At 43.5% G+C, this 22,031-nt stretch carries 17 protein-coding genes; 7 read left to right on the top strand and 10 right to left on the bottom strand.

The genetic code is table 11. The features are described from left to right. Nucleotides 1-3: 3 nt before the first annotated feature. From NG798_RS01990 to NG798_RS01950, 9 genes are all read right to left on the bottom strand, one after another. A complete protein-coding gene (locus NG798_RS01990) occupies nucleotides 4-3,879 on the bottom strand; it encodes a DUF2157 domain-containing protein (RefSeq protein ID WP_261220119.1) in 3,876 nt (1,291 codons plus the stop codon). 305 nt (nucleotides 3,880-4,184) lie between these two features. Beyond that, nucleotides 4,185-4,376: a hypothetical protein gene (locus NG798_RS01985; RefSeq protein ID WP_261220118.1), complete on the bottom strand. Its 192-nt coding sequence runs from the start codon at nucleotides 4,374-4,376 to the stop codon at nucleotides 4,185-4,187. Between the two features lie 2 nt (nucleotides 4,377-4,378). Continuing rightward, nucleotides 4,379-4,720: a hypothetical protein gene (locus tag NG798_RS01980; RefSeq protein WP_261220117.1), complete on the bottom strand. Its 342-nt coding sequence runs from the start codon at nucleotides 4,718-4,720 to the stop codon at nucleotides 4,379-4,381. Between the two features lie 214 nt (nucleotides 4,721-4,934). Next, on the bottom strand, nucleotides 4,935-6,953 hold the full coding sequence (locus tag NG798_RS01975) for a ribonuclease catalytic domain-containing protein (protein WP_261220116.1): 2,019 nt from the start codon (nucleotides 6,951-6,953) through the stop codon (nucleotides 4,935-4,937). 97 nt (nucleotides 6,954-7,050) lie between these two features. Continuing rightward, nucleotides 7,051-7,266: a 30S ribosomal protein S18 gene (rpsR, locus tag NG798_RS01970; protein WP_261220115.1), complete on the bottom strand. Its 216-nt coding sequence runs from the start codon at nucleotides 7,264-7,266 to the stop codon at nucleotides 7,051-7,053. Between the two features lie 109 nt (nucleotides 7,267-7,375). Then, entirely contained in the window at nucleotides 7,376-7,564 is a 189-nt protein-coding gene (rpmG, locus tag NG798_RS01965) for a 50S ribosomal protein L33 (RefSeq protein ID WP_261220114.1), read from the bottom strand. Between the two features lie 43 nt (nucleotides 7,565-7,607). Continuing rightward, nucleotides 7,608-8,138, bottom strand: coding sequence for an RDD family protein (locus tag NG798_RS01960; protein WP_261220113.1), 531 nt, complete (start codon nucleotides 8,136-8,138; stop codon nucleotides 7,608-7,610). Nucleotides 8,139-8,202: 64 nt separating this feature from the next. Next, nucleotides 8,203-9,267, bottom strand: a complete 1,065-nt coding sequence (locus tag NG798_RS01955) for a glycerate kinase (protein WP_261220112.1) — start codon at nucleotides 9,265-9,267, stop codon at nucleotides 8,203-8,205. Nucleotides 9,268-9,302: 35 nt separating this feature from the next. Then, a complete protein-coding gene (locus tag NG798_RS01950; RefSeq protein ID WP_261220111.1) occupies nucleotides 9,303-9,635 on the bottom strand; it encodes a DUF565 domain-containing protein in 333 nt (110 codons plus the stop codon). Between the two features lie 150 nt (nucleotides 9,636-9,785). Between NG798_RS01950 and crn3 the strand changes: the two genes are divergently transcribed. Both crn3 and NG798_RS01940 read left to right on the top strand, forming a co-directional pair. Continuing rightward, nucleotides 9,786-10,112: a CRISPR-associated ring nuclease Crn3/Csx3 gene (crn3, locus tag NG798_RS01945; protein WP_261220110.1), complete on the top strand. Its 327-nt coding sequence runs from the start codon at nucleotides 9,786-9,788 to the stop codon at nucleotides 10,110-10,112. Nucleotides 10,113-10,339: 227 nt separating this feature from the next. Beyond that, complete coding sequence (locus NG798_RS01940; RefSeq protein ID WP_261220109.1) at nucleotides 10,340-12,265, top strand: glycosyltransferase family 39 protein; 1,926 nt, start codon at nucleotides 10,340-10,342, stop codon at nucleotides 12,263-12,265. 37 nt (nucleotides 12,266-12,302) lie between these two features. Here NG798_RS01940 and NG798_RS01935 read toward each other — a convergent pair whose 3' ends face one another. Further along, on the bottom strand, nucleotides 12,303-15,698 hold the full coding sequence (locus NG798_RS01935) for an ATP-binding protein (RefSeq protein ID WP_261220108.1): 3,396 nt from the start codon (nucleotides 15,696-15,698) through the stop codon (nucleotides 12,303-12,305). 279 nt (nucleotides 15,699-15,977) lie between these two features. Here NG798_RS01935 and NG798_RS01930 point away from each other — a divergent pair, with 279 nt between their 5' ends. From NG798_RS01930 to NG798_RS01910, 5 genes are all read left to right on the top strand, one after another. Further along, nucleotides 15,978-16,892, top strand: a complete 915-nt coding sequence (locus tag NG798_RS01930) for a circadian clock protein KaiA (RefSeq protein ID WP_375338938.1) — start codon at nucleotides 15,978-15,980, stop codon at nucleotides 16,890-16,892. A 148-nt stretch (nucleotides 16,893-17,040) separates the two neighbouring features. Then, nucleotides 17,041-17,355, top strand: coding sequence for a circadian clock protein KaiB (gene kaiB, locus NG798_RS01925; protein ID WP_261220106.1), 315 nt, complete (start codon nucleotides 17,041-17,043; stop codon nucleotides 17,353-17,355). A gap of 107 nt (nucleotides 17,356-17,462) precedes the next feature. Further along, on the top strand, nucleotides 17,463-19,022 hold the full coding sequence (kaiC, locus tag NG798_RS01920) for a circadian clock protein KaiC (RefSeq protein ID WP_261220105.1): 1,560 nt from the start codon (nucleotides 17,463-17,465) through the stop codon (nucleotides 19,020-19,022). 432 nt (nucleotides 19,023-19,454) lie between these two features. Next, nucleotides 19,455-20,270, top strand: a complete 816-nt coding sequence (locus tag NG798_RS01915; RefSeq protein ID WP_261220104.1) for an alpha/beta fold hydrolase — start codon at nucleotides 19,455-19,457, stop codon at nucleotides 20,268-20,270. 14 nt (nucleotides 20,271-20,284) lie between these two features. Next, complete coding sequence (locus NG798_RS01910; protein WP_261220103.1) at nucleotides 20,285-21,868, top strand: sensor domain-containing diguanylate cyclase; 1,584 nt, start codon at nucleotides 20,285-20,287, stop codon at nucleotides 21,866-21,868. The last annotated feature ends 163 nt before the right edge of the window (nucleotides 21,869-22,031 follow it).

Genomic DNA, 22,031 nt, shown 5'->3' with positions numbered 1-22,031 from the left:
AATTTACTGCCATTCTTGCCATTCTTGCAGCCAATTTTGTACTAAATTAAGAATTTGCTCACGGCGTGTCTCAAAAGTTGCGGCTATCCAAATAAAAATCACTCCCACAAGTAAGCCTATAATCCATTTTACAAAAGAATATTCTAAACTGAGTAGCACAAGTTGATTAAAGGCATTGAGCAAAAATACCGCCGTTCCTACATACAAAAAGGCCCGAATTCTTAAGGCTAAACCGGCAAAAATTGCCACCAAACTAACCACACCGGCCACCAACCAGCCAGAAGTTGCTAAAGCTACGAAGCAAATCACCCCGGCGCCCAACAAACGCAACAAATGGCGAATTTGCTTTTGTTCGGCTGCTTTTAAAAACGGGTCAAAAGCGGCAATATAAAGCAAGCAAAGGGCTGGTGGTGAAACTTGAGCTAATAAATCAGTTAGCTTGATATTCCAAAACCACTGAAACAATGCCCAATCAAGGAAAAATAAGGCTAAATAAGTGATGCGAATTTGTTTATTTAGCCATGCCAAAAAGAGATAAAAAGCTGCCGCGCCTAATAAGCTTATCGGCTGAATAACGGGATAAGTCAAAAATGCTGTAATTGTCGGAATTACAATCGCTGAACGTAACCAAGGAGTTTTTGGCCAGCCCCAATTTTCCCAGGGTAAAGCATAGACAAAATAGGCAATTGCTGAAACTATCACCGCCGCCCAAGGTAACACTAAAGCAGCAATTTTAAATTTATAACCCAGAAAAATTGCTAGTCCCGCAGCTTCCAAAATGCCGCTATAAACCCACCATTCGGCAGCATTTTTATCGGGGTTATGTCTTCCCTGCATAATGGCGTAGCGGCTTAAAATAAGGCCGGTGCCTAACCCTAACAGATCGCCAGATTGAATGGGCGAAATAACGGCAGAAGTTAAAAAATAGCTACCCAAAAACCAGTGAATATGGGCGGTGAGTTTGAGTTCATTTTCTGTGAGGCGCAAATAATCTTTCAACCAAAAAATCAACAGACGATAGGCATACATAATACTGGTTGCCATCGCGGCGCTGGCAATTAATTTATCGCCGGTTGGCCGGCTTACAATTTGATAGCTTAAAATTTCGTAAGCCGAAGTTGTTACTCCAATTAATCCCAAATAAACTAAAAATTTTAGTTGAGGAGAACGCCGGCCTACTCCAAAAGCAATTAACACCAACCCCAAGGAAGAAAACCCCGTCCAATTCGTAAATATTCCCCAACGTAATAACCCCGCCATTACACCATAAAGCAACGGCATAATGTGTAAACTGGTGGGTAAATTTTGCCCGTTGTTGCGCCGGTGCCACCAATCACCTACTAACTGAAAAATCAGCCCTAAAGCAATATTTACCACCACTAAAGGAACAACTGACCGGCCAAAAAATCCCAAACATTCTACTGCTAACAATTCCAACGCCCAACCAAAGCCATAAATTAGCCAATTTGTCGGATTTTTCCAAGTCTGATAAAACAAAGTCAAGGTTATGATAGCAGTGGCAATAATTGCCAAAAGAGAAGGCTGTAAATCTCCTAAATACATCCCAAAAGAACGAACTGTTAAAATAAATAATTCAGCTAAACAAAGCCCTATAGCCCAAAAATTTGTTGCTTTTGAGTAAATAACAAAAAGCGGTTTATTGGGCGCATTTTCCGCTTTATTAAAAGCAATTGAACTCAGCCAGTCGCACAAAATCCATAAAGCAATAACAGTGCCGGCATTAACAATTAGCCAGCCCATTCTTGATAAAGGTGGAAACACCGGCAGCCCTTGCCATAGCCCACCATACAATAAAAATACTGCAAAACCGACTGTAATTATTGCCGAATTTACCCGTCTTAAATAATGCGTATTAACAAACATCAAAAGAACCGCTATTCCCGCCCCCAATAACCGGCCCCCTGGCAACATAAAAAGCAGTAATTCTGCCAGTATCAAAGCCCCCACACTCAACCAACCGGCAACCGTCCGTTTTTCCCCACTGCTACGACTCGCCACCGCTGTTAATAACATCGGAGTAAGTAACCACAGAAAACCCCATTGTAAAGGCGCTGCCGGTGCTTGACTTAAAAAAATGCTGAGATTTTTTAATAACAGCAAATAACTCAAACCAGCCAACCCACAGCCTAAATACCAAGCACTATTTTGGTCAGCATTCGTAGCAATTTCTTCACCATCTAATTTCAGCCTCAACCCTAAAACTAAAAACAACCATTCCAAGCCCATCAAACTTAAACAAATTGCTGCCCAAACCACCAAACTTAAATTAGGCAAAAACCAATTTATCCAACTTACAACCGTTAAAACACCGGCCAAATTTGTCAGATAAACCAAAAACCCCCTCACCGGCTTTCGCCGCACTGTCAAAAATCCTAAAATCACCGTCGAAGCCAACAAATTTAACGCCCTAATACTTGGATTTGGGGAACCTAAAATCGTTAAAAATATCCCAAAACCCAAAGCTAATTTATCCCCAAAAAATGCTAGTTCTCGTTTTCCTTTAGTGTAAATCCAACCATTCACCCACAGCATAAAAACTAGATAAGGTAACCAAGTCACACTCAGCAAACTTCCGGGGGTATTTTGAGCCGCTGTGAGTTGAACTCCTGTGGTAATTGCACTTTTTCTCACTCCAGCCGGAATAATTTTGCCTATTAAAAAAATCGCCTGCAACCCAATTAAATAAATAGCCGCTAAATCAATTTTTTGCCAGCGTCGCAGTAAGCGAACCCCCAAAAAATAAATTCCCAACCCGCTAATAATTAAAGCTTGCCAACTTTGTGTCCAAACCGAAACTACCCAACCCAACAACAATAACGCAACACCGGCACCACTCCAAGGCGAAATTGGTGATGATTCTTGATAAGTTTCTCGTTGGGAAAGCCAAACAAATAACGACCCACAAATGCCAATAGCTAAACCTAATTGCGGCACCGGCACACCCACCGCGAAAATTGCCCGAAACAGCAAAATTGCCAACGCATAACCGGCCATACTATAAGGCAAAAATCGCCGCCAAGCAGACTGAGTGTTTTCAGGAGAACTTACTGAAAAATATTCCTTTTTTAAAATAATCAACGTTGTTAAAATCGTGCCGGTGTAACAAGCAAGCAAAGGAACCGGCAAGCCGGAAAACTTCCAGCCAAAATGCAAGAAACTTAACCCCAAACTATTAAGCAAATTTAAGCGAGAAAAAGGCCGGTGTAGCTTCAACAAAACCGTCGTCACACCGGTTAACGTAATGGTTGCTACCACCACCGTCAACCATTCTAAAAAATTACTCCACAAACCAAAACGATCTATCGCCCAAAAATTCACCGGCACCAACAATAAAGTCACAATTTGCAGAGTTTGAGCAGTTAAATTCAAATTTGATTGTCGGTTTGCCCACAAACTCACGCCAAAAAAAAGTAAAGTATAAACTAACAAAATTCCATATTGTCCTGCCGCCGGAAATTTCTCCCACTGACTCGCAGCGAGTAAACCCGAAGACATCACCACCATAAACACACCCAAAAACAGCAACCACCGCACACTTAACTCTGCTTTTAGTGCTTCTAAAGGTTGAAAAATTGGTTTACGGGGAGGCTTTGGAGTAACTGTTGCCGGCGTTAATTCTTCTTGAATTAATGTTTGCACCGGCACATTTTCTACATCCAACTTTTCAGGACTATTTTCTATTGGTTGCAAAACCGGCACCGGCAAAGGGCAAGTCAAATTTTGACCACAAACTTGCCTAACTTCACTATCAGAAATTAAACCCAACTTCAGCAACACATCCAGCCCTTCCAAAACTTCAGGCTGTTCGGTGTTAACCCTCAAATTTAAACGCAGTAAACGTTCTTGTGGCGAAGACATAGGGCAAATACTACAAACATAGATACCCCATCATGGCTCATCCATAATAACTTCGCTAATTTCTTCACATCCACTTAACAAACTGTCTCTTTAGTCCTTTGTCTATGGCAAATGACAAACAACAAAAGTACCGGCCCTCGCAAGAGTGGGGCAGGCGTCCCGCCTGCCATCCCCTACCCCAACAACCTACCCAGCAGACTGAAGCGAAGAAAGGCTCTCAGTTGCTTTTTGTTTAATCTTATCTAACTCTCGATTCAGTCAATTAGAGCTTAAATTTATGACAAAATAGGCATCTACACTTAATTTTAGGGGTACTCAAACCCACTAGTCTGCAATTTTTTAGCAACTCTAATTTCGGCTAAACGTTTTTCATATTTTTGGTTAATTTCCAAAGTAAAATCAGCTAATTCTGTTATTTGATGCTCGGTAATTTTAGCGAGTTCGAGCAGTTCTTTCATTTTGGCTAATTCGCCCTCACTCATAGATGGTTCTGTCACGTTCACTCCTCCAAACGAGTTTTAAGTTGATTAGCATTCATTTTAGCTTCTAACACCCTTCCCAGAATCAGTCCCAAATCTTCACCAACATCTTGCAGAACTTGAACAGGTATATCGTTAGCGGAAATTTGCTCAACAAGATTGCTAATTCGACCTCTGTTAATTTCCACGAAAAAGAGAATATTGTTTAACGCAGCAAAAAACTGCATCAATATCTCATTTTCTGGAAAGAGAGACAACCTCTGCCTGACTAAATTCAGTCCTGTGATCGCGTCTCGCTCAATCTCATCTAACTCTCGGTTCAGTCGGTCAATTAAAGCTTGAATTTCAGACGGAATAGGCATCTACATTTAATTTTATGGGCTAACTACCATTAGGCTCTAACGTTAATCAGCATATCAGCCGAAATGCCATCCTAATAGAGCTTTCCAAAAAAGCCAAGGAAAAGCCGGCATCTTGCCGCCCCCACAATTTTGATGACCCATGACAAACAACAAAAGTACCGGCCCTCGCAAGAGTGGGGGAGGAGTCCCGCCTGCCATCCCCTACCCCAACAACCTACCCAGCAGACTGAAGCGAAGCCGGAGTCATCTCCTGAAAATGAATCTCATCCCGACGCGGATCAGAATAAGCCACCTTCACCTCCAAACGTTCCCCAGGCGACATAGGACGCGGAAAACGCCAAGCCAACTCCAACCCCAACTCCTCCAGCAAAATTAACCCCAGATTCTCATCTTCCCGCAACCAGCGCAACATCAAAGCTTCCCAAACCTCATTAGAATGCCGGCGCAAATATTCCAAAGCCCAATAACGGTTACTTTGACGCTCCACCAAAGAAGCCTCTTTTGCCGAAGCACTCACACTCATCATTAGCTCTAACATTTGATCCGCCGTATAAGCCAGCCCCTCTCCGCGCAAATGCGTCTTAATTTGGAAGTGAGCAATTAAATCTGTATAGCGACGTATAGGAGATGTTACCTGCACATAAGTATTCAAACCTAAACTCGCATGACGGGCCGGTGTCAAACTCACCTCACTTTTTGGCATACACCGGCGCACCGCACAAGCCCGCACCGGCCCCGCCGGCAACAGCATCAACTCCTGATCCGGCGGCAATTCCGGCTGTTGTTGATGCCGGTAAGGCAAAGGTAAATTGTGAGATTGACCATATCTGGCCGCCACTTCCCCCGCCAAAATCATCATTTCCGCCACAAGTTGCCGAGAGTCCGTATCTTCCAGCAAGTGAATAGTTATATTCTCTTCCGCATCAACCTTAATCACCGCTTCCGGCATCGAAATGCTAATAGCACCTTGCGACAACCGCCAGGAAACTCGTTTTTTTGCCCACTTATTCAGCGCTTCAATTTCTGGCTCTGCCTGTACCCCCAACTGAATCATCTCATCAACATCATCATAGGTGAGACGATAGGTAGGCTTTATATTCGTAGGATGAATACTATACTCTAGCACTCCCCCATCTTCATCGAGGATAACCGCAAAACTCAGCGCCCCACAAATGTGACCCTGCCTTAAACTCATCGGGCCGGTGGCCAGTTCCGCCGGGAACATGGGAATCATGCCATTTGGCAAATAAATCGTTGTACTGCGCCGGCGAGCTTCCATATCCAAATCATCACCGGGTATAATCAACCGAGTAGGATCAGCAATATGAACCCAAAGCCGCTCCCGGCCATCTGGCAAATATTCCACACTCAAGCCATCATCAATTTCTTTCGTACTCTCATCATCGATGGTGTACACCTTAAGATGAGTGACATCGAGCCGGTTGACATCGGGATCAGCAGGGGGAAAATTTAAACAGCTTTGAGCCACTTCCAGCACCTTCGTAGAAAAATGAGTTGGAGTTTGACTGCGGCGCAGAAACAGATTTTCGTGCACACTCCACACCTTTAAATCTACCAAAAGCTGAAAAGCCCCTTGCGGAGTTTCGGGGCGTTTCAAGGCAGCCAAGGTTTCCAGCGCCGGTGTGCGGTTGTTCGCTTCTTCTCCCAAGGTCGCAAACCGTTCTAAGGCTTCAATGCGAACCCGGTCAGTATTTTGCCACTCCACCGGCCCACCGGCCAACTGTTGCTGGACGCGAAGTAAAAAGTCTTGCCATTCGTTTTGACGAGCCCGCTCCACATCTTGCTGGTGTTTAAGTTCCGCCACCAAACTCATCGAGCGCGGTTCGTACCGCTCGCCTTTTTGCTTAAAATACAGTTTATCTTCACACAGCAAACTGTAAGCCGCATAACATTGGGCCGGTGTGCTGTCAGAAAACAACAACTGCGCCATTTCTTTGGGGTCTACCGAGCCGCCTTCAGTCACCAAAAATTCCCACGCCACCTCTAAACTCGTCGGATCTAAATACGGCTCTACTTCTTTGCGAAATACGCCTATTTCCGACTGTTTATAAGTTGCTCCTACCACTTCATAACTAATTTGCCGGGGGGGAAGGCTGTGCGGTTGGCCCTGCTCGTCTATGACAACCCAGTTTTTTTTGCCATCTGGGCGATCTGCCACTGCCAGCCTACGGTCTCCATGTAACCGAAATTCTACTAAGGTTCCCTTATCCACAACTTTAAATAAATAAGCAACTATATAGGAAAAGTTGAAGCTAGAAGTGAAAAGGCTAATTTTTTATTAGACTTCGCCTCAACACTTCAGCTTGTGTTTAGCCTTCTTGGTTGACGAAGGGTAACAGCGCCAAAATTCTAGCCCGTTTGATCGCCAGTGTCATATCGCGCTGTTGTTTCGCGGTCAGACCTGTAATGCGACGCGGCAAAATTTTACCACGCTCGGTGATGAACTTCCGCAGCAGATCCACATCTTTATAATCAATCGGATCGTCTGGTTTAATTGGTGATACTCGGCGACGGAAATAAGCCATAGTGATTGTCGGTTTTCTTTGATCGGTTGTCAGTTATCAAGTATTTTGGCCGATTTGTCAAGCGTCAGGGGCAAATTGCTTTTCTTTACCCATCAGCATTGACAAACGACTACTTGATTTCTTTGTGGACAGTGTGCCGGTTGCAGTTCGGACAGAACTTTTTCAACTCAAGCCGCGCCGTAGTGGTACGGCGGTTTTTCGTCGTGGTGTAGCGAGATACACCAGGGGAGCGCTTTGCGAGGTTAGAGCGACACTCGGTACATTCCAAGGTCACAATAATACGAACACCCTTAGCCATAATTTTACGAAGTTAAAGGGTTGACAGATTTAAACACAAACATCTATTGTTTCACAAAACGTCGCAACTGAGCAACCCATCTTTTAATTTTTAGATCCAGCGAGTATCCGCGACGAGTTGGCACTACTACTGTACCGGCCAGCCGGTCGTGAAAGGCTTGTTGTCTGAGTTCGTCAAAATACGCAACGCCACAATCAACCACCAAGGGAAGCACCAACAGCATATACTGAGCGGCAATCGGGGATAAACTTGTAACGCCAATAATCGCTAAACTCACTCCCAAACCCGTCAGACCTTCCCGTTTTGCTAATTCCACAAATCCGGGCGACCGGCCCCGGCGGTCGTCGATGACTTTCATATCAAACGCCCACCGGCCTAAACTTTGCCCTTGATTATAAGATACCAACAGCACCCGCAAGCCTATCCAAATCAACAAAATTATTATTAAATTTCTTCCCAAAAGCAAACTCAGCAGCCACACCGGCAGCACATCCACAAATAAAGCACAACCCCGCCGCCAGATGGGAACTTTTGGCCGGCGTTTATAAAAAGGTTCTGTTTCGAGTTCGTTCATTTTTATACCTATTCCCTGCTCAAAGTTTAGCCTTAAAACTTGACTTTTTGCGCTAGTTTTTTGTTTATCTCTTTGGTTGATAAACTTTTCCTACCTGATGATCAGCTTTTATTTCTATCACCAAATCTACCAAATCGCTATTTTTTACCAAAGAGTTAATAAATAATTCTGGATGCAATGCTTTCCAAAAATACTTGACAAATTCCTCTATTTCTGAATCACTCATTCCCGATTTGCCGGTGGCTCGCATTTCTTGTTCTGCTTGTTTGCGCCACGACATCGAAAAACGATAATCAATTGGATATAAAACCATCAATTTATCCAATCTTTCCCACAACGGTAAATAGTCTTTTAATTTCTCATTCATATCGCGGGCAAATTGCCGGTCAGCTTCCGTTAAAATGGGGTCAATTGGATTGTCAAAAACCCTAAAATCGATAGGACGCGCCCCCACAAACCAGCCCTCAAAAAGCACAATATCGATGTTATCAACAACCTCCGGCTGAGTGCGATCACCGGCCCCACCAAAAGCCGATTTATCAAAACGCGGAATTGCTACCTGCTCATTTTTTAAATTTCGCAACTTATCCAAAATAGAGATACCTAATTCTACATCATGGGTACCCGGTGGCCCCCGCCAAATTAAACGCGGGTCTTGTTGTTGTAAAACTTGTCTTTCACGATATGTTTTATATAAATCATCCAGAGAAAAACTCAGGGTTGTGTAGCCCAATTCTGCTAAAATTAACTTTAAAATTGCAGCTAGGGTAGTTTTGCCGGTGCCTTGAGAACCTAAAATGCCTTGAATCAAAGGCCGGTTTAAAACTTGCCGGTGTTCCGCCAAAAGTAGCGCTAAAGGTAGCCAGAGATTCCATAAACTTTCTAAAAAACTTCCGTCGGTAGCACCCTTATTAATTTGGCAAAGTTTTGGCAAAACTTTTTCTAATAATTCCCCTCTTTTTCTCAAAGCTTCTGTTACATTGTTAAAGTTAATGCCAAAAGCTTGAGACTCCTGGCTATCTGCCAAAGCCAAACTTTCCAAGTGCTGCCATTGCTCCCCCGTAGGGATTTCTCCACCGGCCCGCGCCAGCAATATTGCCTTTTCCGACATATTTTTGGAGACTTCCATAAAAAATCCCTAAATCAAAACTACATATTAACCAACTAAGAGCCAAGCTTAAAAGCTTCCACAAATAAACTGTAAGTCATGCCAATTTTAAGAGTATTCAACATTTGAAAAAACAAAGATTGACTCACACGCCGGCCCGCTCCATAAACAAAGCGACTAGTTGCTTCCGTAAACACCAATAAAAAAGCAGCCACACTGATATCTAAATTTGCTTGTTGGCCGGCTACCGTAGAAATAGCACTAGCGAAAAAATAGCCAAAAAGTAAACTAATAATCAACAAAGAAAGGCGACGCCAAGGATTACTTAGCCAACGCCCAATTTGGCGACTTGTCGTATCTAATAAAGTAGAAAACCGAGTATTTTGCATAAAAAATTACCAGGAATTATGCTGAATATTTTTGAACCAAAAAACGCCTATAAAATTTCAAGACCCGCGAGATAAAACTCAATGGCGACGCTATAAAAAAGCTTTGGGGTGCTAAACTAAAAACATCAACAAAACTCATAAAACACCTTTATGCCAGCCATTGAACTAAAATTAATTACCCACCAAAGCGAGGAAGGACTAGCTTACCAGCATTTGAGAATTCGCCTCAGGGCTACTGATGGCATTATAACTCCAAAAGACCTCCAACAACTGCAACTTCCCAAAGGCATTGATTCCACCAAAGGCATTGTCGTTGAAGGAAAAGGGCCCATTTGGCTTTATGCCTATCTCACCCATGAATGTCATACAACCGCCTGGGTAGGATGTTATGATCCGCGTTTGGGAGGAGCAGTGGTGGTAGAAAGCCACAGTGGTGAAGTCTCTGTCGGCGAAGTTTGGAAATTACAATTACCTTAATTATTTGATAAAATCTAGGGAACTTGTGGAACAAAAAACCCTCAAACAAGAGGAATAGTTTAAAAAAACTTAGGAAGGTACAGCATAACAATTTGGCGGCGTTTAGACATCCAGCCTAAACGACATTCCAGGTAAACCAAACAAAGCCGGTGTCAGCCCCTAATAAAGTAAACTCAAATAAGGTAATTTATTACAGTCCATCTAGCCAAAGATTCCCAACCACAGTAATGAAGCTGAGACTAAATCACGCCATCCACAACATTTTCATAAAACTCCAAAAACAACCGGCACTCGCTTGGATAATATCAATCTTGTGGTTGCTGATCCTTGGCGGTATAGCATATTTGTGGAATTTAGGAAACATCGGCTTAGTCGATGAAACCGAACCTTTATTTGCCGAAGCAGCCCGCCAGATGACTATCACCGGCGACTGGATCACCCCTTATTTCAACGGCGAAACTCGATTCGACAAACCGCCCTTAATTTATTGGTGTATGGCAATTTGCTATAAAATCTTTGGTGTCAGCGAGTGGAGTGTGCGCCTACCATCTGCCTTATCAGCCATCGCCATAACCGCCTTAGCATTTTATGTATTGCTCAACTATGGGTACTCAAACTTTGCCCCTGTAAAAAGCGAAAATTCCCCACAAGATATCCCAGAAAATCAGCCAAACTTTTCCAGCCAAAAATGGATTTCAGCCTTGATTGGCTCAGCCCTAATTGCCTTAAATCCAGAAATGATAGGATGGGGAAGAATAGGAGTTTCTGATATGCTGTTGAGCGGCTGTATGTGCTCAGCACTGCTCGCCTTTTTTCTTGGCTATGCAGAAACCGAAAAAAACCATTTTCTCCAAGACAATAAAGAAGAAAACAAAACAAAAAAATCAGTTATATCTCGTTGGTATTGGGCATTTTATATATTATCAGGATTAGCCGTTTTAGCTAAAGGGCCGGTGGGGATTGTTTTACCCGTCTTAATTATTAGCAGCTTTTTATTATATCTAGGAAACTTCCGCCAAGTCTTGCGAGAAATGGCAATTATCCCAGGAACTTTATTATTTTTAGCCATAGCAGTTCCCTGGTATATTTTAGTAACTATTGCCAACGGAGAAGCCTATATAAACTCATTTTTTGGCTATCACAACATCGAGCGATTTACCAACGTTGTCAACTATCACTCAGCGCCTTGGTATTTTTATTTTCTTGTAGTGTTGCTGGGGTTTGCCCCTTGGTCAGTTTATTTACCCCTTGCCATAACCAAATTAAACTTTTGGAAACGCACAATTTGGCACCGGCAACCTCGCAGTCATCAATTAAGGTTATTTGCCTTATTTTGGTTTGCCACTATTTTTATTTTCTTCACCATCGCCGTCACCAAATTGCCGAGTTACATCTTGCCCTTAATGCCGGCAGCCGGAATTTTAGTCGGACTACAGTTTAGTTCCTTTTTTGAGCCAGAAAATCGCCATTTCCACCAAAAAGAAAACACCTCAAAAATTCCCCCCTATCAACCTACTCGATTTTTCACTATAACTAACTGGATAAGCGTTTTATTTTCCGCACTTTTAGCCACCAGTCTTTTTATCAGTCCCCTGTGGTTAAAGTTGATAGATGACCCATCCATGCCAAACTTAGAACAAACAGTTTTAAACTCCGGCTTATTGTACAAAGGAGGAGGAATATTAACAACACTTGTCTTAGCTAAAGTAATATTATTGCTCGTCAAAAAAGCCCGCTGGTTGTGGACTGTTAATTTAATAGGATTTGCCGTTTTCCTAATTGTAGCAGTCTTACCGGCCCTTTCTTTAGTTGATCAAATGCGACAATTACCGCTGCGAGAAATTGCCCAAACCGTGATTGTAGCCAGGCAAACAAATGAACCCATCGCCATGCTGGGATTGCCAAAACCAACCTTAGTTTTTTATACCGAAAAAAAGATACATTACTTACATGAAAGCCCCCTCGTGCGTAAACAACTCAAAACACTTGCCGAAACCCAACCCAAACCGCCATCAATTTTAATTATCGGCACCCCAGCCAAATTTGAAGAAGCCGAACTAGAAGCAAATCAATATCAAATCATTGATAAAGCCGGTGCTTATCAAGTTGCTAGAATGTCGCAGCAAGTAATTGCTAGGCTAGTTAAAAATTGAAGCAGAAAATAATGCAGCAACTAGCAAAAAACCTTGCTTATTGAGCCTTAAGAATTGAATGAATTTCCTCTAACAACTCAGCCATCGATAAAGAAGCAGAGCATACCTTAGTAGCCATTTCATTTAACAGAGGCTCAAGCAGTGGTTCTGATGGCCGAGTTTCACTTGCAATGAAATGATTTAAACCAGAAGAAGTAACAACAGACTCCTGCTGTTTAATAGCTGTTGCAATTGCAATATTTCGCCAGCCTTGATCAACAATACCCTTGCCAAAAAACGCCTCCGAACTAGGCTGAAACACAACTAAAATGGGCGGTTTATCGGGTAAATTATGCAATGCAGTCAAAGCCTCCATCACAGACTGATCCGTCGGATAATTGCGGAAATTAATTAAAAGTAAATCAATACTTTTTGTTTCCAATTGCCGCGAAACTTCCGTCCAAGACTGACCCATCAAACCGCGATAACCGGCAGTTTGGAGATATTGTAATAAAGCTTGACACCAATCATTTCTGCTATCCACAGAAGAAAGCCGGTTTTTTGCTAAATCAGGCAAAACAGAAAAATCCAAAACACAAATCACCGGCAAACTATTGTTACCAGCCGCTTGTTCAATAACACCGAGCAAAACTTCAGGCAATCGACAAGCAATATCATTAGCAGGAAGCGAGCTTGCCCCCAAGCCGCTCAAACAGGGAAACACAGCCAAACCAGGAACAAGAGAAGCAGCCTCAGTGGTTAAGCGATCAAGCGTCACCAGAGGCAAACAAGCAAGACGCGGGCAATTTTGAGAATATTTTTTAAAAAACTCATCCGCATCAGACAAACTCTCACCGCTATCGAGCAAAACCACATCCGGTTGCCAAACACGAGCCAGCATTTCTGCACCTTCCAAATCTTCGGCTTCCAAAACCCGATAATCGTATTGGTGTAATAAATTATTGAGCCGGTCAACAGTTGGGAATTCCTCAGTGGTGGGTGTGTCGGCACCCTTAAAATTGCAAGAGCGGATATTTAAACGCAGAACTGTTAATCTTGTAGTTCTTTCCTGGTGTTGGGAACCCAATTTCGCCAAAACGCCGCGCAACGCTTCTAACTGCACCGGCAACCTCAAAAAACCATCTGCTCGTAACTGAAAAGCCTGCTCTTTTTCGGCTTGAGTTGCGGCGATCACCGTTGGAATATTGCACGTTACCGCATCCGACTTGAGCAAAGTCAGCACATCCCAACCGGAAAGCATCGGCAAAACGGGATTGAGAAAAATCACCTCTGGAGAAAAGCGACGAGCCTTATCAAGAGCCTCGGTGCCGGTGCGAGCAATAACAACGCGATAACCTAAACTGGTTAGTTGAGAACTCAACTGTTCAATAAATCTTGGCACGGCCTCAACAATTAACACCAAACGATGACGAGGAGAAGAAGACGTGCGAGGGGTAGAATTTTGTTCAGGCGGTTGCGGCGGTAGTAGCAAAGTAAATTCGCTACCTTTGCCTTCACAGGAAATAAAAGTAACATCGCCACCGTGCAAACGAGCCAAACCTCGCGCCACCACCAACCCCAACCCCACACCTTCAAACCGGCGAGTTAAAGGGTTTTCTAATTGTTGGAATTTTTGAAAAATCAGGTGTTGTTTGTCATCGGGGATGCCGATGCCGGTGTCCCAAACTGTAAAAGCAATCCACCCTTCCCAAAGGCTGACTTTTAGACCTACCTTGCCGTTGGGTTCAGTGAATTTAAAGGCATTTGATAATAGATTGACCAACATTTGCCGCAAACGCAACTCGTCGGCCACCATTATTTCGAGGTTTGGTTCAATAGACAGCGTAAAGCCTGGTGGAAAATTGTTTTGGTATGCCTCGCTGCCGAGTTCCTCCTCGCTGCGGCCTCTTTCTGTCGGTTGTAGATGCCAAGCGCTATGAACAGCCCGTTCGCAGACGGTGGACACATTAACCGGCTCCACCAGCAATTCCATCTGGCCGCTTTCCATGCGAGTCAAATCTAAAATATCATTGACCACCACCATCAAGTGCCGGCCACTTTGGTAAATTAAACGCGCATAGCGGGCTTGACGTTCATTGAGTTGGCCGATGGTTTGGTCTTTTAGCAAGCTAGAAAGCCCTAAAACAGCAGTCAAGGGGGTTTTGAGTTCGTGGCTGATGCAGGCAAGAAAATCATCTTTGAGGCGGTTGAGTTGTACTAAATCGGCATTTTTTGCGGCGAGTTCTTTGGCAATTTGCTGGTATTCTGTGACATCTTGCGCCAACACCAGACAGACGGTCTCTTTCTCATTTTCTGGGCTGTGATCAGAAGCCGGTGTGGCGAAGCCCTTTCTTTGGTTGGCTTTGGCTGCATGAGAGTGGGTTTCTGGGGTGGTTTGTTTAGAGTTGGTGGTTGTTTGTGAACCCAGACTGCCGGTGTTTTGCACCCGCATTGCAATATTGAGGGGCATTTTAACAAACTGCCAGACTTTTTCCGACTCGGCGGGTATGACGCAAACCCCCCAAGAGTAAGCAAATTCGCCGCTGGGTGTTTCAGAAAAATTGCTGTTACGGGTTGTCGCAGTTTGTCGGCTGGCGCTAGAGATTGTCTGTTTGGTGAGCGGGGGAAAATCTGAGGCTGAGTGTGTTTTTATGTCATGGTTTGAGTTGTCTGTCTCTAGGGCTTTGAAACTGCGTTGAATATGGGGGTCTTGGGAGTCTTGAAAATGTAGAGCATAGGCTTGATTGCAAGCTATGATACTGCCTGTTGAGGTTTCTAAGCATAAAGGCAACGGCAACAAATCGAAAATTTCAATGAGGGTGTGCAGAGTTTCCAGACACGCTGTGTCTTCGTTTGGTTGAGGCTGGTTTTGGAGGGAAGCAAAAAACGGCACACACAAGGGGTTTGCAGCCGGTTTGTTTTGGCTGACTTGGTATTGGTTTGCTAAAAATTCTAATAAACGGTAGCGGTCGAGCAGTCCGAGAAACTCGCCGGTGGCTGAAACAATGGCCCACTCTTGCTTTCTTGTCCCCGAATTGTTTGCCAAAAAATTTGACTGTTCTGGTGGCGCTATGGAAAAATTTTGGCTATCGCTATCGCTGTGTTCTAAAAAATGTGGCCCCAATTGGCTTAAGCTCAGATCGGCCCTTAAACTTGGCAAGGATTCAAGGAGGCCAACGCTGGCATAAAGTGGTTGTTGTAAGTCGAGGCCGGTGTGGGCTGGAGTTTGGGTTTCGGGCGAGTCTTGGTGGGTTTGGGTGGCCAGGGAAGCCATCAGGTAAGGGGTGAAGCTGCGTAAGTGAATTATCCCCACCGGCTGTGAAGCTGCGTTTAGCACTACCACGCGGTCTTGTGTGGGGGAAAAGACTTTCAGGACAGTTGCTAAGACGGCGTTGTGGCCCACAGTGGGGGCCGGTTCAATAAAAATTTGCAGGTTTGGAGTGGAAGTTAACATGAAGCTCATTTTGGCCCGGCTGGGTTGCGGCTTTTAGCAGGTGGATTTATAACGATCAAAATACGGGTTTTACACCGGCTGCCCTGTTTGCCAATACAGGCCAGCTATCAATACGCAGTCAAGGGGGATAGCTCAATTATGACCGACAGCTATGGAACTCTAAGGCGTTGCCCTTACAATTGGTTACAATTAAAAATGGGATAGTGCTTTTTTCGCCTACATGAAAAGCCTGCTATTATCACGAATGTTTGATCAACAGCCGTAACTTACCCTTTTTTATTGTCTACCGCTTTGCGACCCCTACTTTTTGTTTGTGTTTTCCTTTACACCGATGTGCTGGCTTCTAAGCTGGTGCCCTATTTCCCTGCTGAACGCTATGCGATCAGTTTTTTTACTTCTGAGGCTGAATTTTTGCTCTTTGCTGGGGGTCAAAAACAACAACTGGATTGCTTGATTTTAGAACAGAACCCCGCTTTGTTATCGCTGGCCGCAAGGTTGCGTGAGCAAGATATTTTGTTGCCGGCGGTTATTATTAAGGGGCCGGTGGAGGCTAATACCCCGGAGGGTTCTTTTTCTTCTCCTACTTCTTCTCAAGCGGTTGCTGATAACATTCCTCCTTGTTTTTACCACCGTGCGGAGGTGATGGTTGGATGCGATAAACTTGGTGAAATTACCGATTTTCTTCACCACGCACTGACTGAATTTCTTAACCTTTCTCCTAACGGGGACTTAATACCGCCCTCTAAAGATACCCCCGACAACGAACGGACATCTCAGCATTATTTAATGCAGCAGCAGCACCGGCTCTCAGAAAAGTTACGGGAACGATTAGGATACTTAGGTGTGTATTACAAACGCAACCCGCAGGGATTTATCCGCAATTTGGCTCCGGCTGACAAACAACAACTCCTAGCTATTCTTAAAGATGAGTATCGGGAAATTGTCTTGAATTATTTTCTGGATGAACAATTCTTAAACCAAAAAATTGATAACTTTGTAAACATTGTCTTTTTTGCCGATGTCCCTGTTACCAATATTGTTGAAATTCACATGGATTTAATGGATGAGTTCTCTAAACAGCTAAAATTAGAAGGGCGCAGTGAGGAAATTCTGCTCGATTACCGGTTAACCTTGATTGATACAATTGCCCATCTGTGTGAAATGTATCGCCGTTCAATTCCTAGAGATTCGTAAACATTGGTTAGGGTTAATATCGGTAGTCAGAAAAATTGCCAGCTTACCTTTTTTTGAGTTTGGCAACCTTTCCTCAACCAGCCTCTTGTTTCGGCTTCCCTCAAAAATTCTTCCCACTACTAACTGTTAACACGCTTAGCTTTTATTTATGTATCCCCTTAAAAAAACCTACGTCCTCAAGCTTTATGTGGCCGGCAACACTCCTAATTCAGTGCGAGCCTTAAAAACTCTCAAAAATATCCTTGAACAAGAGTTTCAAGGTGTCTATGCACTTAAAGTTATTGATGTGCTCAAAAATCCTCAACTCGCCGAAGAAGATAAAATTTTAGCCACCCCAACTTTATCCAAAATCTTGCCTCCGCCAGTCCGCAAAATCATCGGTGACTTATCGGATCGAGAAAAAGTTTTGATTGGCTTAGATTTACTCTACGAAGAACTCTGCGAAGATGAATCTAATTTGTAGAGCTATATTTCGCTCTATCGCTATCTCTTCCAAAAATTCCCATTTTGTGTTAAGAGTAGTTTGGCTTAGAGATTCTTTTGTGTCAAGTTCAATTTTTAGAAACTAAAATGATAGAAGGCGAGAAAAGCGGACACGCCATTACCTGGCAACCCGTAGGAGTCCCAAAAATCCGCACGATGATCGAGGGGTTTGACGATATCAGTCATGGGGGGCTGCCGGTGGGAAGAACCACCCTCGTCAGCGGTACTTCGGGCACCGGCAAAACCTTATTAGCAGTACAATTTCTTTACAACGGCATTACCTTGTTTGATGAGGCGGGGGTTTTTGTAACCTTTGAAGAATCCCCTACGGATATTATTAAAAATGCTGCTAGTTTTGGTTGGGATTTACAAAAGTTAATCGATCAAGGAAAATTGTTTATTCTCGATGCTTCCCCAGATCCCGAAGGGCAAGATGTGGTAGGGAATTTTGATTTATCTGCTTTGATTGAGCGCATTCAATATGCTATCCGCAAATATAAAGCAAAGCGAGTTTCTATTGACTCGGTAACAGCAGTATTTCAGCAATATGATGCGGCTTCGGTGGTGCGTCGAGAAATTTTCCGTTTGGTTGCTCGTCTTAAACAAGTGGGTGTTACCACGATTATGACAACTGAACGGGTGGAAGAATACGGGCAGGTGGCGCGGTTTGGTGTCGAAGAGTTTGTCTCGGATAATGTAGCGATTATGCGAAATGTACTCGAAGGTGAACGCCGCCGCCGTACTATCGAAATTTTGAAATTACGCGGCACCACCCACATGAAAGGCGAATATCCCTTTACCATGACCAATGAGGGGATTAATATTTTCCCCCTTGGTGCAATGCGATTAACTCAACGCTCATCGAATGTCCGCGTATCCAGTGGTGTTGAAACGCTCGATGCTATGTGCGGCGGCGGCTTCTTTAAAGATTCGATTATTTTAGCCACCGGCGCCACCGGCACCGGCAAAACGCTTTTGGTGAGCAAATTTATCGAAAATGCTTTTTTAACCGGCGAGAGAGCTTTATTATTCGCCTATGAAGAATCCCGCGCTCAACTATTAAGAAATGCCTATTCTTGGGGCATTGATTTTGAAGAAATGGAGCGCAAAGGATTCCTAAAAATTATCTGTGCTTATCCAGAGTCTGCCGGTTTAGAAGATCATCTACAAATCATTAAATCTGAACTTGCTCAATTTAAACCCTCCCGCATTGCCATTGATTCGCTTTCCGCACTCGAAAGAGGCGTAAGTAACAATGCTTTCCGGCAGTTTGTGATTGGTGTAACCGGCTATGCCAAACAAGAAGAAATTACCGGCTTTTTCACCAACACCACCGATCAATTTATGGGGAGTCATTCGATAACAGATTCCCATATTTCCACCATTACCGACACAATTTTAATGTTGCAATATGTAGAAATACGCGGTGAAATGGCGCGGGCAATAAACGTATTTAAAATGCGAGGTTCCCGACATGATAAAGGAATCCGTGAATACACAATTACCGAAAAAGGCCCGGAAATTAAAGACTCTTTCCGTAACTATGAACGCATTATCAGCGGTTCGCCTTCCCGCATTGTCGTCGATGAAAAAAGCGAACTTTCGCGCATTGTTAAAGGAGTTCAAGGAAAAAAAAGCGATGTATAATTGTAAAAAATAGTAGAGTTTAGAGAAAAAAACAAGCGCAATCTCACAAACAGAAAGCCGGTGGCCTTAAAAAACCGGCTGATAGCGGTTTGCAGTACGAACAGTACAGTTTGGGCATTATAAAAACACCCTCTCTAGGGCATCAGGTTTTGGTCGTAGCAAGTCATAAGAAAACCGGCTTATCTTATTTTGCCCCGATATCCAATCGCTTAGCCCTATAACTTCAGCCGCAAACAAAACGGCCATAGTGTAACAAATTGTAAAAGCATCGACACCCAAAAAATTACTTTGCGGCGGTTGGTCGAGCAAAACTTGGACTCAGTGATCCTTACTGCTGACATCGTGCGAATTCTTGATACTTTGACGCTTACATTGCTTTAAGTCCGTTGAATTTTCCTAATACAATAAATATATTGTGATTGTGTTTAAAAAATGGTTGAAAACGTTTTCCTACGAAACAATGTAACGGTGTTGGGACAAGGCCCACAAGTCATGCTATTGGCGCATGGCTTCGGGTGTGATCAAAATATGTGGCGCTACCTAACGCCGGCCTTCCTCAACGACTATAAAATCATCCTATTTGACTATGTAGGCTCTGGAAAATCAGATATCGCCGCCTATAACACCGAGCGCTACAGCAACCTGAATGGCTATGCCCAAGATATTCTCGATATCTGTGAAGCATTAGCCTTGAGCGAAGTAATTTTTGTTGGGCATTCTGTAAGTAGCGTGATTGGTATTCTTGCCTCTATCCAAGCGCCTCATTTTTTTAAGAACCTGATTCTCGTCAGTCCTTCCCCGTGCTACATCAACCAGCCCCCCGATTATATCGGAGGCTTTGAGAGAGCAGATATTGAAGGCTTGCTAGATATCATGGAAAAAAATTACATAGGTTGGGCGAGTTTTTTGGCACCGATGGTGATGCAAAATCCTGATCAGCCTGAGTTAACTCGTGAGCTTGAGGCAAGTTTTTGTTCCACTGATCCCGTGATAGCAAGCCGGTTTGCTGAAGTAACTTTTTACTCAGACAACCGCAATGATTTATCAAAAGTAACGATACCTTCTCTGGTTTTGCAATGTGCGGAAGATATGATTGCGCCGGTTGAGGTAGGAGAATATTTAGGCCAGCACTTGCCTAAAAGTACACTCAAACTAATGAAAGCGACTGGACATTGCCCGCACATGAGCCATCCAGAAGAAACTATCAATTTAATCAAAGAATATTTAAGTGCTGCTTATGTTGCCTGAGCGGCATTGCCAACATGACCGACCAGATAGACGAGCTACTTAATATGGCACCCTGTGGCTTTCTCTCGTTTACTGACGATGGCACTATTGCGATGATCAACGCAACGCTGCTGGAATTACTCGGATATGAACTTGAGGATTTGCGGGGACGGAAAATCGAAACAATTCTACCGATTGCCAGCCGCATTTTTTATCAAACGCATTTTTTCCCGATTCTTAAACTGCATGGAAAGGCAGAGGAAATTTACTTTTCTTTGCGTTCTAAGCATGGAAAAGACGTGCCTATTCTTGTTAATGCAGTCCGGCGTGAAAAGGCAGGAAGGTGCGTAAACAACTGTATTTTAATCCCTATCCACCAGCGCATCCAGTATGAAGATGAACTTCTCAAGGCAAAAAAAACGGCGGAGATAGCCATCAGCGCTCAAAAGCAGGTAGAAATAGCCCTCAGACAGCAGTACGAAAGGGCGATATTGCTTCGAGATATTACCCAAAATATTTATCAATTTCTTGATTTATCTAAAATTTTTGCCATTGCTTGTACTCAGATCCGCGAGTTATTTCAGGCTGAGCGAGTAGGGGTGTTTAAATTCTATCCCAATGGATTTTATAGCGATGGGGAATTTGTCGCCGAATCTGTAGCAACAGGGGTTAATTCTAATGTAGGCATAAAAGTTCACGATGATTGCTTTGGCGAAAAGTATGCTTTCTCTTATCAGCAAGGCAGATTTCACGCCGTAGATGATATCGAAACTGCTGGGCTTTCAGACTGCCATCGGGTTTTTTTGGCAAAACTTCAGATTCGGGCTAATTTGGTTGTCCCATTGTTGAATGGGGCTGACGATTTGTGGGGTTTATTCTACATTCATCAATGTTCTTCGCCCCGTCATTGGCAAGAAATTGAGATAGAGTTCATTCAACAAATTTCTCTTCAGTTATCGATAGCTATTAAGCAAGTCAATCTTTTTGAAAAGTTGCAGAAGGAGTTAGCAGAACGCCAACAAGCAGAGGCGCAATTGAGAGAGACTAACCATCAACTTGAACTTTCTAATCAAGAATTGGCAAACGCTACGCGAATGTTAGAAAAGTTGGTTAATATTGATGGTTTGACTCAAATTGCTAATCGCCGCTGTTTTAATGACCGTTTAGAGCAAGAATGGCAGCGACTTTTTCGAGAACAAAACCCTGTATCATTGTTGCTATTTGATATCGATTATTTTAAACGTTATAATGATTTTTATGGGCATCAAGAGGGCGATGAGTGCTTGATGAAACTGGCTCAGGCTGTGCAAAATACGGTGTACAGGCCGGCGGATTTAGTGGCTCGTTATGGAGGGGAAGAGTTTGTCGTTATTTTGCCCAATACGGATCGCTCAGGCGCAATTGCTGTCGCAAATCGGATTCATTCTGTGATTAAGAAGTTGGGGATTGTTCACCAGAGTTCTGAGGTAAGTGATGTCGTTACGATTAGTTTGGGGATTGCGTCTTTAATTCCAAGTTTGGAACTGTCACCGCACACCTTGATTTCGCAAGCAGATCGGGCTCTTTATGTGGCTAAGCAACGCGGGCGAAATCAGTCGGTGGTTTTTGCTTTTGATTAGGGAGATAGTTGTACTTAATGCGGTTTTGATCAATATCGTTTTGATCACTATGGTAGGTAGGAAATAGCGATAAAGCAATGTTATCCTGTCTTTTAATTACCCACCGGCACAACCCTAAAATAAAACCGGCACCCGAAAATCAAAAACTCGGCTTCTCAATGAA

This window comes from Ancylothrix sp. D3o (assembly GCF_025370775.1).
Taxonomy (GTDB): Bacteria; Cyanobacteriota; Cyanobacteriia; order Cyanobacteriales; family Oscillatoriaceae; genus Ancylothrix.
Note: the sequence above shows the minus strand (reverse complement) of the source record. Positions and strands in the feature narration are given on the sequence as shown.